The sequence below is a fragment of the Paraburkholderia sp. SUR17 genome (assembly GCF_029536165.1).
GTDB lineage: Bacteria > Pseudomonadota > Gammaproteobacteria > Burkholderiales > Burkholderiaceae > Paraburkholderia > Paraburkholderia kururiensis.
The window spans coordinates 1,921,864-1,934,714 of the sequence record NZ_CP120509.1 but is presented as its reverse complement, the minus strand read 5'-3'; the positions used below and the strand labels follow the sequence as shown (position 1 = coordinate 1,934,714).

Below are 12,851 nucleotides of genomic sequence, written 5' to 3'. Positions count from 1 at the left end.
TACCGGCGGCCCGGCGCGTTTGCGTCGGGCGGGCTTTCGTTCCAGCCGGTCGCGACGCATCCGCATTGCGTTGCTTCGGAACCCCTTTCGCGTCACGCGAGGTGCGGATAGCCGGCTGCTTCGGCCTCTCGCGCAAGCGTCACGATGCGATCGTAGGCATTGGCGGCCGGCACCGAAAAGCCCTTTAGACGCAGGACCCGCGCGCGGTTGGGGTCGGCTTGCAGCGCGATGTCCAGCGCACCGCGCAGACGCTCGAGCAACGCCGCAGGCGCCGTGCGCGCGGCCACGAGCGGCAGCCCCGGTGCGGGCTCGGTCCAGCCGATGCTGCGCACCGTCGCGGCGAGCGCCGGCAGGCTGTCCTGCACGAAGGCGAAGGTCACGCAGTCGATGGCCGCCACGTCCGCGCGGCGTTCCCCCAATGCCTGCAACGAGCCGAGGTGCGATCCCGTTTCCAGCACTTCGCGGAAGAAGCGGCCGCCGCGCGCGAGCGGCGCAACGGCGTGCCGGAACAGGTTCATGCCGCTGTTCGAATCGTCCTGATTGAACGCGGCGCGCGCACCGCGGCACGCTTCGAGCGACCGGTACGGCGCGTCGGCGCGCACCACGAGCAGGCTGCGGTAGTGGAGGCCGTCGCAGCCCGGTGCGTCGAAGTGCGGCGTCGCGACCACCTGCACGGTATCTGCAAGCGAATGCATGAGCGGATAGCCGCATGTCTGCGAGAGCAACAGGCGGTCGTCGCGCCAGAGTGCGTAGAGGTCATCGTCGCGCGCTTCGATGCGTGCGCCCGGCGCTGCCACGCGCAGCGTATCGGCGAGCAGCGCGCGCCAGTGCGAGGCCAGCGCGGGCGTGACGTTGTACATCGGCAGCGATGCAATCCAGTTCATGCGGGCGATTCTGGCACATCAGCCTGCGAGCCGCGCCGGGGTGTCGTTGGCCGCAGGCGCCGGGCCATGAACGGATGGCGCCGGTAGGCGTTCGTGTAAAAGCGCAGGCGCAGGCGGCGCGCCGAACGAGAGCGTCTGCGTTTGTGCGGGATCTGGGAACGGACGTACCCCAGGATGCACCGCATGCGCCACGGGCGTCCACGCGTGATGCCGGAACCATTCGCCGTAGCCCTTCACGAGAAAGCCGCCGTTGCGCGCGAGGTAGTCGTCGCGACGGTCGAGATACACGGCGCGTAGCGCGAACCACGGCACGAACGGCAGGGCGTGATGCACGGCGTGATAGTTGTTGTTCAGAAACAGCAGGCGCCAGAACAGCCCCGCTTCGTTGATGGCCGAGCGCTGTTCATGCGCGTGATGCGGCCGATGCTCGCGAAAGGCCCGCACGGCGGCAAGCGCAAGCGACCCGTAGCCGATCACGAAAACGAAGAGCCACGGCGGAATCGCGCACCGGCGATCGAGCCAGCTCGCGAGCATGGCGAGCGCCGCGCCGTGGGAGAGCCACGCCGGCACGTCGCGATAATCGCCGCGCGCGATCTTGCGAACGGCACTCGCCGCCGTCGCGGCGATCGACCACGCCGGCCCCGTCAGCACGCGACCGGCCAGGGTATTCCTCGCCATCAACAGCGCGCGAACCAGCGGCGACGCCCGACGCCAGGTGTTTGCCGTCACGAACCAGCTTTCGGGGTCCGCGCCGGGATGCGTGAGATGCGGATCGTCGTGATGCTGCAAATGCGAGTCGCGATAGATCGCATAGGGAAACCACACGGCGAGCGGCGCGAACCCGATGATCGCGTTGACACGGCGCCAGCGTGTGGGGTGGCCGTGCAACAACTCGTGCTGCAGCGACGAATACCCCGCACCGAACACAATGAGCAGCACGGTTGCGAGCGGCAGGCCGAGCGCGGCGGCGTGAAGTGCTGTGCCGAACCATCCGCCGTAAATGACGACGATGGCGAGCCACGTCGGCCAGCGCGTGCGCCAGGTCCAGCTGCGGGCAAGGCGCGCGAGCGCGTCGCGCTGATCGGTGTCCAGATAGTTCGCCATGCCGCCGATCCTACTGACCGCACGGTGCACGCGGAACCAATTCGTTGCGCAAAGCTTTTGCGCGAGTGAAGAAAAAGCAAATGACGGGAGACGTGAGAAGCCGGGAAGGCAGACCGGAAAACGCAGTTGGAACGTGGTTAAAGCGCGCGCGGCTAAAGCCTGGTTGCGGCCTGGTTGCGGCCTGGTTACAGCCGGGTCATAGCGTGGTTAGAGGCCGGTTAAAGCGGCGTTAAAGCGGCGTTAAAGCGACATTAAAGCGCAATCGAGAACAGCGACCCGGCGCGAGGCGAATGAAAGCCTCGCTGTCATTCGTCCTGTGCCGAACCCACCGCGGCAAGCGGCAGACTCACGGCGAGCCGGAAACCGTTGCCCGGCGAGGTATCCACGAAGACGTCGCCGTCCAGCAGCCGCGCGCGCTCGCGCACGCCGAGCAGGCCAAACGAGCGTTCCTTGCGTTGGGCATCGGGCGCCATGCCGACGCCGTCGTCGGCGATCCGCAAACTGCATTCGTTCCCGGACGCAACCAGTTCCACGTGCGCATGCTTCGCGTGAGCGTGGCGCGCCACGTTCGTGAGCGCCTCCTGGGTCATGCGGAAGATTGCGGTGGCGGCAACTTCGCTGAACGCGACATCGTCGGCGTCGAAGTGCAAGGTGGCCTGCACGCCGTAGCGGCGCGTGAAGTTCTCCGCCATCCATTCGAGCGCGGCCTGCAAGCCGAGGTCGTCGAGTATGGGCGGACGCAGGTCGGACGCGATGCGCCGCAGCGCGGCGGCCATGCCGTCCATCTCGCCTGTGAGGTCGGCCAATGCGGCGCGCGTTTGCCGGGCCGGCTCGTCGTCGCCCAGTTGGCCTTCCAGCAGCGCGATGCTCATTTTCATGGCCGTGACGCGCTGGCCCAGGTCGTCGTGCAATTCGCGTGCAATGCGCGTCTGCTCGCTTTCCCGCACCTGGTCGATGCGGGCCGAGATGAGCCGCGCGTGTTCGAGTTCTTCGAGCCGCCTGCGCTCGGTCATGTCGCGCGTCACCTTGGCGAAGCCGAGCAGTTCGCCCGACGCGTTGCGCACAGCCGTGATGAGCACGTTGGCCCAGAAGCGCGAGCCGTCGCGGCGCACGCGCCAGCCTTCGTCTTCGACGCTGCCTTCGGTTGCCGCCGTGCGTAGCTCACGCTCGCACTTGCCGGCGGCAACGTCCTCTTCGGGATAGAACACGGAGAAGTGGCGGCCCACGATCTCGTCGGCGCGATAGCCCTTGATGCGCTGGGCGCCCGCGTTCCAGGTGGCAACCGTGCCGTCGGGAGCGAGCAGGAAGATGGCGTACTCGCGCACCGTCTCGACGAGGATGCGGTAACGCTCGTCGACGGGAACCCTGGCCGCCGTGGCAACCGGGTCGTTCGACTCAGACGCTTTGTTGGTGGGGCTCAAATGCGTCACCTCGCAAAAAGCGTTGTTGCACGGGCCTGCGAGCGCGACTCGCGTGGCTGCGCGGGTCATAAAAAGCGTTATATCAATTCCCTTCGCGCTATTCCAGTAGACAAATCGAGCAGAACCCATGCCTGAGGGAAGAAGCCTTTACCCTCGGGCATGTGTCCATTCGCCTTGCATGTGTTCGCGCGTCAGAACTGCGGTCCTTCGGGCGGCCGCCTGCGAATCGCCACGGCAATCGAGCTGCCCACGATCAACGCGATGCCGGCGAGCGACACCACACCAATTGCCTCGCCCCACGCCACGTAGCCGAAGAGCGCGGCCCACGCCACGCTCGTGTAGTTGTAGGGGGCGAGCACGCTCGCATCGGCCTCACGGAACGCCACGGTCATCAGGTACTGGGCGACGGTGGCGAACGCACCCAGCAGCGCCATGACGGCGAGGCCATCCAGCGCGGGCGTACGCCACGAGAAAGGCAGCGACGCGCCCATTACCACGGTGCCCACCGATGTGAAAAAGAGCACCGTGAGGGCGGAATCGTCGCGTGCGTGAATGCGCTTGATCTGGATGATCGAGAGCGCGCCGCACAGCGCACTGCACAGCAGCAGCACCGGGCCGAGCCAGCTCGACTGGCCGCCACCCGGCCGCACCACGAGCAGCACGCCCGCAAAGCCGACGAGGGCAGCGAGGGCGTCGCGCGCCGTCAGCGGTTCTTTGAGGAGAAACGGCGCAAGCACGATGACGAGCAGCGTTTCCGAGTACGCAATGGAGACCGCTTCGCCAAGTGGCAAATACGGCAAGCCCGCGAAGAACAGCGCTGACGCGCCGAGCAGGGTGATGGCGCGGATGGTCTGCCCGCGCACGTCCATGCCTCTGAGCCGCGCGGAGAGCGGCGTGCCGCGCATGCAGAGCGCGAGTGCCGGAACGAGGCCGAACAGCATCCGGAAGAACGTCACCTCGTTGGCCGGGTAGGCAAGCGCCACGAACTTGCCGAGCGCATCGACCACGGCGAAGCAGAACATGGACGCAAGAACGAGCGCGATGCTGCGCAGTGGGACGGTACGCGCGGATGCGGTGGCGATGGGCGGCATAGGCAGACGGAGTGGGCGGGCGGAGTGGGCAGACGGCAGTGGAGGGCAGGTTCGATCTTATCGCTTGCCGACCGCGCGCTGCGGCTCGCGATTGCGCGCCTCGTCGAGGCAAACGTGCAACGGGGAAAGAACGGGAGGACAAAAGAAAAGCGCCGCGTTTTTGTTCGCGGCGCGCGGTGTTCGTGACATGCGATGACATGGCCGCCCCGAAGTGGAGCGGCGTGTCATCGCGTATTCACATCGGCAAAGCCGCAGGCGTCAGACTGCAGCCACCGTCACCGACTTCGTCACGAGATACGGCTCCAACGCTTCCGGGCCGCCTTCCGAGCCATAGCCCGAGTCCTTCACGCCGCCGAACGGCATCTCCGGCCACGGCGTGGCGGGCTGGTTGATCCACAGCATGCCCACTTCAAGCCGCTGCGTGAGCAGATGCACGTTGCGGAACGAGCGCGTGAACGCGTAGCCCGCGAGGCCGTACGGCAGGCGGTTCGCTTCAGCGATGGCCTCTTCGAGCGAATCCACGCCACGAATCGCCGCGATGGGGCCGAACGGTTCGTTGTTGAAGACGTCGGCCGTGAGCGGCACGTCGGTCAGCACCGTGGGCGCGAAGAAGTTGCCGTCGCCCGCAAGACGCTCGCCGCCCGTCGCAACGGTGGCGCCTGTCGCGCGTGCGTCTTCCACGACCTTCGCCATCGCCGTGAGGCGGCGCGCGTTCGCGAGCGGCCCGAGCTGCGTGCCGTCGGCGAGGCCGTCGCCCACTTTCAGGCTTTCCGCATGCTTGACGAGCGCCCGCGCGAATTCTTCACGCACGCTGTTGTGCACGAGAAAGCGCGTGGGCGAAATGCAGACCTGGCCCGCGTTGCGGAACTTTGCGCCGCCCGCTGCCTTGACTGCCAGTTCGATGTCCGCGTCTTCCGCGACGATGACGGGCGCGTGACCGCCCAGTTCCATCGTGGCGCGCTTCATGTGCTGGCCCGCGAGCGCGGCGAGCTGCTTGCCCACGGGCGTGGAGCCCGTGAAGGTCACTTTGCGGATCACCGGATGCGGAATCAGATAAGCCGAGATTTCAGCGGGGCTGCCGAACACGAGGCCCACCACGCCGGCGGGCACGCCCGCATCGACGAACGCGCGCAGCAGTTGCGCAGGCGAAGCCGGCGTTTCTTCGGGCGCCTTCACGAGGAATGAGCAACCGGTGGCGAGCGCGGCGCACAGCTTGCGCACGACCTGATTGACCGGGAAATTCCACGGCGTGAACGCGGCGACCGGGCCCACCGGCTCCTTCACGACCATCTGCTGCACCGAAAGATTGCGCGGCGGCACGATGCGGCCGTAGGCGCGGCGGCCTTCGTCCGCGAACCATTCGATGATGTCCGCCGCGGACATCACTTCGATACGTGCCTCGACAACCGGTTTGCCCTGCTCCTGGGTCATGAGGCGCGCGATGGTGTCGGCACGTTCGCGCACGAGCGCGGCTGCCTTGCGCATGGTCGCCGCGCGCTCGTGGGCGGGCACGTTGCGCCACACTTCGAAGCCGCGTTGCGCGGCCGCGAGCGCACGATCCAGATCCGCAATGCCGGCGTGGGCCACCGTGCCGATGACCTTGCCCGTTGCCGGATTCACCACGTCGATCGTCTTGCCGCTTTCGGCGTCGCACCACTCGCCGTTGATCAGTAGTTGCGTATCCGCGTAGCCTGAAACCGCCATACCGTATCTCCCGTTCTTCGTTCAGATAAACCGCCCGGCGCGCCGGGACCTGCAGAGCGCCTGCTTGCCGGGGTGTTCGGGACACCGGGCCGGCAGCCGGCGGGCAAACATGCACTTTCGCATAAATCCGGAGTTTCGGCAGGAAGGGCGAAAGGGCCACAAGGCGCCTACCCAGGCTCGCTGTCCCGACCCTGCGTACAATGTGGCCGCACTTCCACGGCTACGGCCATCGACTCCCACGTCCCACCACGCATGCGGCTTCCGACCATCCCCACGGCCCCGTTCTGTCCTTCCGAAGTGAAGGGCAGCATCGTCATCGACGCGGGCGTTTCCCGCTGGACCAAGCTCCGCCGCTTCGCCGGCCCGGGGTTTCTGGTCGCGATCGGCTACATGGACCCCGGCAACTGGGCGACGGATATCGAAGCGGGCTCGAAATTCGGCTACGCGTTGCTGTGGGTCGTCGCGATGTCGAGTCTCGCCGCCATCTTCTTGCAGATGCTCGCCGCGCGCCTGGGTCTCGCCTCGGGCATGGACCTCGCGCAGGCCAGCTACACCCGCTATGGTCCGTTCGGCAAAGTCCTGCAATGGATCACGGCGGAAATTTCGATCATCGCGTGCGACATCGCGGAAGTGCTCGGCTGCGCGCTGGCCTTCAAGCTGCTGCTGGGCGTGCCGGTTGCCTGGGGCATCGTGCTGACCGCGCTGGATACGATGATCGTGCTCGGCTTGCAGGGCAAAGGCTTCCGGCAGGTGGAAGCGATCGTGCTCGCGTTGATCGGCACCATGATGTTCTGCTTCGTCGCCCAGCTCGCCATGGTGCCGCCTGACTGGCACGCGGTCGCGCGCGGCCTCGTTCCGGGCGCGCCCCCGCACGACAGGAAAGACGCCATCGTGCTCGCGCTCGGCATCGTGGGCGCCACGATCATGCCGCACAACCTTTATCTGCATTCGTCGGTGGTGCAGACGCGGCGCGTGGTGGGCGGCGTGCGCGGCGACGTGCATGAGACGCTCGCGCTGGTGCGCGTCGATACGTGGGTGTCGCTGCTGGTCGCAATGCTCGTGAACGCGGCCATCCTGATACTCGCGGGCGCCGCGTTTCATGCCACGGGCCAGACGGGCGTGAACGACATCGAGCAGGCCTACAAGCTCATTACGCCGATCGTGGGCGGCGGCGCGGCATTGCTGTTCGGCCTCGCGTTGCTTGCCTCGGGTCAGAGTTCGACGCTCACGGGCACCATCGCGGGCCAGGTCATCATGGACGGCTTCATGCACGTGAAGATTCCGTGCTACCAGCGTCGTCTGATCACCCGCGGTCTTGCGCTCGTGCCGGCGCTGATCGGCGTGCTGTGGCTGGGGGACGGGGCGGTCGGACAGTTGCTGGTCTGGAGCCAGGTGCTGCTCAGTCTGCAATTGCCTTTCGCGATGTGGCCGCTCATTCGCTCCGTGAGCGACCGCGCCGTGATGAAGGATCACGCAATCGGTCTGCCCACGCAGATTGCCGCGTGGGTGCTCTTTGCGGTCATTACGGGGACGAACCTGATGCTGATTGCCGGCGTGGCGGGGTAGCGCGGCGACGGGTCCGCTTCAAAGCTTCAAAAGGACGAGGCCCGGTGGCGTCCGCCACCGGGCCTCGTTCGTTTTCCGCTGCTCCGAAGGCCGTGTCCAGGTGGCCGCATCGGGGCGACCGACCTGGAGGCGGCCAACCCAAAGGCGGCCACCGCCGGTGTCCAGGCAGACACCCGACAAGACCGTCAGTGCGGAATCATCCCCGTCAGCACATAAGCCTGCAGCAGCGTGATGACACCTACGATTGCCGCAAAGAACAGGCTGTGCCGCACGGTGAACCGGAACAGCGACGCTTCCTTGCCGACGAGACCCGTCGCGGCGCAGGCCACCGCGATGGACTGCGGCGAGATCATCTTGCCGCTCACGCCGCCCGACGTATTGGCCGCGACCAGCAGCGTGTTCGATACGTTGATCTGATGGGCAGTCGTGTTCTGCAACGACGCGAAGAGCGCATTCGACGAGGTGTCCGAGCCGGTCAGGAATACGCCGAGCCAGCCGAGGAACGGCGAGAAGAACGGGAACGCGGCGCCCGTTCCGGCGAGGGCGAGTGCGAGCGTCGACGAGATGCCCGAATAGTTCGCGACGAACGCGAAGGCGAGCACGAGGCCGATCGACAGCACCGGGCGGCGCAGTTCGCCCACGGTCGCGAAGAACGTGGCGACGGCGGCGCGCGGCTTCATGCGCAGCAGAACGATGGAGATGAGCGCTGTCAGCAGGATCGCCGTGCCGGTTGCCGAGATCAGGTCGAGCTTGAACACGGCGTCGAAGGGCTTGGCCGACGAGACGATGGGCGCGGTGCGGATCACGAGCTTGTCGAGCGCGGGCACGTGAATGCTCAGGATGGTTCCGGCGAGCGCACCCTTCGCGGCGAACAGCGCCTTGAACGTCTTCGTGCTCCAGACGGTGACAACCGCGGTCAGCAGCAGGAACGGCGCCCATGCGCGCACGGTCTGCGCGGCCGAGTACGGCGACGCCTTACGCGAGCCGGTGCCGAATGAGGCACCAGCGGACGCACCACCACCGAAGCCACCACCCAGCGCCGCGGCGCCGCCGCTCACGCCGATGGACGATGCAGCCGCAGCGCCCGCGCGGCGCGGCTGCCACACCTTCAGGAACGAGGCGAGCGCGACGAGACTGACGAGCGACGACGTGATGTCCGGCAACTCGGGCCCGATGTGGTTCGACGTGAAGTACTGCGTGACGGCGAAGCTGCCGCCCGCGACGAGCGCCGCGGGCCACGTTTCCTTGACGCCGCGCTTGCCGTCCATGATGAACACGAGCCAGAACGGCACGAACAGGGAGAGCAGCGGCAGTTGACGGCCCGCCATCGCGCCGATCAGGAACGGATCGATGCCCGTCACCTGGCCCGCCACGATGATCGGAATGCCCATGGCGCCGAACGCGACCGGCGCGGTGTTCGCGATCAGGCACAGGCCCGCGGCATACAGCGGCTCGAAGCCGAGGCCGACCAGCAACGCGGACGTGATGGCGACCGGTGCGCCAAAACCCGCTGCGCCTTCCAGGAACGCGCCGAACGAGAAGCCGATCAGCAGCAGTTGCAGCCGCTGGTCGTCGGTGATCGAGAGGACCGACGCGCGGATGATGTCGAACTGGCCCGTCTTTACGACGATCTTGTAGAGGAACACCGCGGTCACGATGATCCACGCGATGGGCCACAGGCCGTATGCAAAGCCGAAGCCTGCCGAAGCGAGCGCCATTTTCACCGGCATGCCGTACTCGAAGATCGCGACGGCGAGCGCGAGCAGCAGCGTGATCGCGGCCGCGACGTGGCCTTTCAGCCGCAGTCCCGCGAGCGCGATGAAGAAGAACAGGATGGGAATCGCCGCAATGGCGGCGGACAGCCACAGGCTGCCTGATGGGGTGTAGCTCTGGGTCCAGGGTTGCACAGGGTCTCCTCCCGAAGGGATGGTTCAGAAATCGTGGGATCGTGGAAATCGTGGTTTACGCGCCGCGTTCTCCGGCGGCTCGCGTGAAGCAGGCGGCCCGCGCACGTCCGTCGCGATCGACGGGGTGCGCGAGCCGCACATGGATCAGGTGTCTGCTACTCCGGTTGGCCGCGTTCGCGCAGTAAGTCATGCAGGCTGCGCGGCGCGGGTGTGAGCGGTGTGCGATGGCGAGTCCAGCCCATCTGCTGCGAGGGCGCGAATGCGCGCAGACGCGTCGCCGCCCAGCGCAGCACGCGAAACGCGCGCGGATGCGCGAACGCGCCGCTCCAGAAGCGCCATACAAATTCTTCGCCGCGACTGTGACGGGCGCCCTGACCGCGCAGCGGATGCGCAACCGCTTCATCGGGCGCGCGGTTCGACTCGGTGCGCAGGCGCACGAGCAGTTGCGGAATCGGAATGCGCACCGGGCACACCTCGCCGCATGCGCCGCACAGGCTTGACGCGGTCGGCAGATCCGCGGTGGCGTCTAGCCCGAGCAGGTGCGGGGAAATGATTTTTCCGATCGGCCCGGGATAGGTCGTGCCATACGCGTGGCCACCGATGCGCGTATAGACCGGGCAATGGTTCATGCACGCGCCGCAGCGGATGCACTGCAGCGTTGTGCGCAACTCTTCGTCCGCGTAGGCCTGGCTGCGGCCGTTGTCGAGCAGCACGACGTGCACCTCGCGCGGGCCGTCGAGTTCGCCCTCGCGGCGCGGGCTGCTGATGAGGTTGAAGTACGTCGTGATCGGCTGGCCTGTTGCCGAGCGCGTGAGCAGGCTCGACAGCGGCACGATGTGTTCGAGCTTCGCGACCACCTTCTCCATGCCCATGATGGCGATGTGCACGTCAGGCACGGTGGTCGAGAGGCGGCCGTTGCCCTCGTTTTCCACGAGCCACAGCGTGCCGGTGTCGGCGGCCGCGAAGTTCACGCCTGAGAGGCCGATGTCCGCGTCCACGAACGCGCGGCGCAGCGCGCGCCGGCCCGTCTGGATCAAGGCGTCCACGTCTTCCGTGTAGGGCGTGTCCGGAATGTGCTCTTCGAACAGATGCGCGATGTCGCTCTTCGTCTTGTGGATGGCCGGCATCACGATGTGCGAGGGCTTTTCGCCCGCCATCTGGACGATGTATTCGCCCATGTCCGACTCGATGCAGTCGATGCCGCGTTCGGCGAGGTAATGGTTGAGTTCGATTTCCTCGCTCGCCATCGACTTGCCTTTGACGATGCGCTTCGCCCCGTGCCGCTGCGCGATCGCGTGGACGATGGCGTTGGCGTCGTCCGCGGTCTCGGCCCAGTGCACCTGCACGCCGTTGGCACGCAGCTTTGTTTCGAGCTGTTCCAGCAGTTCGGGCAAGCGCGCAAGTGCGTGCTGGCGTACGGCCTCGCCGAGGTCGCGCAGGTGTTCGAGTTCGTCGGCCTCGGGGAACTGCGCGCGCCGCTTGCTCTGCAAGAAGTCCATCGCGCCGCGAAAGCTCTTGCGCAACTGCGGGTCGTCGAGCGCGGCGCGGGCGCGCGCGCGGAAGTCGGCGCTGGGTACGAAATGCAGCGGGCTTTCGTGGGTGGTGCTCATGCGGCGGCCTCGTCGGTCACGATGACGACCCACAGCGCGCGCGGGCCGTGTGCACCGTAGGCGAGGGTCTGCTGGATGTCCGAGGTCTTTGACGGGCCCGAGATCATCACCAGATTGGTCGGCATGCCGTCGCACCAGCGTTCGGCGGCTACGGCTGCATGCAGGTCGAGGTGCAGCGTGTTGGCGTGAATCAGCGCGACGTGCAGCGGCGGCACGAGCGACACGGTGCGCGGCGAGCCGGCGTCTGGCTCGACGATCAGTGTGCCCGTGGCCGCGATGCCGGAGCGCACGACGGTGAAGCCCGCGTCGATGGTTTCGAAGAGTTCGTCCTTCCAGTCTTCGATGGGCCGCGCGTACGACTGCGCCGCGACGCTGTCGGGCAGCGCGCGCACGAGTGCGGCGCCCTCAGCGCGGCTCGGGTCGATCAGCACGCGTCGCACGCCCGCCGCCGCGAGCCGGCGCGCGAGTTCGGCGGCCCAGGTGTCGGCGCTCGCCCGGAATACGTCGGCGTGCGAGGCTTCGAGCATCTGCTGGAAACGATCGAGGCGGGCTGGCTGCGAATCGTCAGCATCGTCAGCACCCGGGCGACGGGTCGCGTAATGCGCGTCGATGCGACTATCGATCGAGCCGGCGGTCGATGCCGCCGAGGCAGGTGCGCTCGCGCGCAGCCGGTCGAGAATGCGTGCGCGGGCGCGGTTCGATTCGCCGGCCGCATTCGGCCGCGCGGACCCGTCGTGCAACGTCGCGGGAGCGCGGCTCATGCTGCGTTCTCCTTGCGTTGCGTGCGGCGCCACAGAAACGACGCGAGATGCTCGACCTTCAACGGCGCGTTTTTGTGCGCGGCCGCGTGACCGATGTTCAGCAGGCAGCCGCAGTCGGCGGACACCAGCCGTTCGCAGCCGGTCGCACATGCGGATGCGAGCTTGTCTGCCACCATCGCGCCGGAAATGTCCGGGTGTTTCAACGAGAACGTGCCGCCGAAGCCGCAGCATTCGGATTCGCGCTCGTGCTCCACGCGCGTCACGCCCGGCAGCGAATCGACCAGTTCGACGCCGTGCTCGCGCGTACCCATTTCGCGGCGCGCCGCGCACGAGGTGTGCAGGACGACGCGCTCGTCGGCGCCGGCGCCTGCTTCGCTGAAATCGACCTTCAACACGCGCAGCAGGAATTCGCCCAGTTCGTAGACGCGTTCGGACAGGTCGCGCACGAGCGCCGCCTGCGGGTCGTTCTCGAACAGACGCGGCCAGTGGTGCCGCATCATGCCCGCGCACGAACCCGACGGCACGATGACCGGCCACGGGTTCGCGAACAGTTCCAGTTGCGCGCGCGCGACTTCGCGCGCCTTGTCCGGGTAGCCGCTGCTATACGCGGGCTGTCCGCAGCAGCTCTGGTTGCGCGGGAAGTGAACCGTCACGCCTTCGCGTTCGAGCAGGCGCACTGCGTCGACGCCGGCCTCGGGCACGAACAGATCGACGAGGCAGGTGCCGAACAGATAGACGTCGGCGGGCGGGGTGGCGGGGTAGAGCCGTTCCTTCATGAGTCGCTGATATCCGGTTTCGTGCCG

10 protein-coding genes are annotated in these 12,851 nt (G+C 67.1%); 1 reads left to right on the top strand and 9 read right to left on the bottom strand.

The window, feature by feature from the left end; genetic code table 11:
• Nucleotides 1–92 precede the first annotated feature (92 nt).
• The 5 genes from P2869_RS25970 to P2869_RS25950 all read right to left on the bottom strand — a co-directional run bounded on the left by P2869_RS25970 (nt 93) and on the right by P2869_RS25950 (nt 6,204).
• Nucleotides 93–884 carry a PhnD/SsuA/transferrin family substrate-binding protein gene (locus P2869_RS25970; protein WP_277598378.1) on the bottom strand — a complete coding sequence of 264 codons (792 nt, stop codon included), beginning with the start codon at nt 882–884 and terminating at the stop codon, nt 93–95.
• Between the two features lie 18 nt (nt 885–902).
• On the bottom strand, nt 903–1,988 hold the full coding sequence (locus tag P2869_RS25965; protein ID WP_277598377.1) for a fatty acid desaturase: 1,086 nt from the start codon (nt 1,986–1,988) through the stop codon (nt 903–905).
• 305 nt (nt 1,989–2,293) lie between these two features.
• Entirely contained in the window at nt 2,294–3,478 is a 1,185-nt protein-coding gene (locus P2869_RS25960; RefSeq protein WP_277598376.1) for a PAS domain-containing sensor histidine kinase, read from the bottom strand.
• A 122-nt stretch (nt 3,479–3,600) separates the two neighbouring features.
• The gene (locus P2869_RS25955) at nt 3,601–4,500 is read right to left on the bottom strand and encodes a DMT family transporter (protein ID WP_277598375.1); all 900 of its coding nucleotides are present in this window, start codon (nt 4,498–4,500) and stop codon (nt 3,601–3,603) included.
• 258 nt (nt 4,501–4,758) lie between these two features.
• On the bottom strand, nt 4,759–6,204 hold the full coding sequence (locus P2869_RS25950) for an NAD-dependent succinate-semialdehyde dehydrogenase (RefSeq protein WP_017775468.1): 1,446 nt from the start codon (nt 6,202–6,204) through the stop codon (nt 4,759–4,761).
• Nucleotides 6,205–6,456: 252 nt separating this feature from the next.
• Here P2869_RS25950 and P2869_RS25945 point away from each other — a divergent pair, with 252 nt between their 5' ends.
• Nucleotides 6,457–7,770 (top strand): Nramp family divalent metal transporter, encoded by a 1,314-nt coding sequence (locus tag P2869_RS25945; RefSeq protein WP_126878772.1) that lies wholly within the window; start codon nt 6,457–6,459, stop codon nt 7,768–7,770.
• A gap of 185 nt (nt 7,771–7,955) precedes the next feature.
• On the opposite strand, the gene P2869_RS25940 is transcribed toward P2869_RS25945, so the two are convergent.
• The 4 genes from P2869_RS25940 to P2869_RS25925 all read right to left on the bottom strand — a co-directional run bounded on the left by P2869_RS25940 (nt 7,956) and on the right by P2869_RS25925 (nt 12,824).
• On the bottom strand, nt 7,956–9,677 hold the full coding sequence (locus P2869_RS25940; RefSeq protein ID WP_277598374.1) for a lactate permease LctP family transporter: 1,722 nt from the start codon (nt 9,675–9,677) through the stop codon (nt 7,956–7,958).
• A gap of 155 nt (nt 9,678–9,832) precedes the next feature.
• Complete coding sequence (locus P2869_RS25935; protein ID WP_199544985.1) at nt 9,833–11,287, bottom strand: LutB/LldF family L-lactate oxidation iron-sulfur protein; 1,455 nt, start codon at nt 11,285–11,287, stop codon at nt 9,833–9,835.
• On the bottom strand, nt 11,284–12,048 hold the full coding sequence (locus P2869_RS25930; RefSeq protein ID WP_277598373.1) for a lactate utilization protein C: 765 nt from the start codon (nt 12,046–12,048) through the stop codon (nt 11,284–11,286). Before P2869_RS25930 ends, P2869_RS25935 begins: the two co-directional genes overlap by 4 nt.
• Nucleotides 12,045–12,824: a (Fe-S)-binding protein gene (locus tag P2869_RS25925; RefSeq protein WP_277598372.1), complete on the bottom strand. Its 780-nt coding sequence runs from the start codon at nt 12,822–12,824 to the stop codon at nt 12,045–12,047. Before P2869_RS25925 ends, P2869_RS25930 begins: the two co-directional genes overlap by 4 nt.
• Between the last annotated feature and the right edge of the window lie 27 nt (nt 12,825–12,851).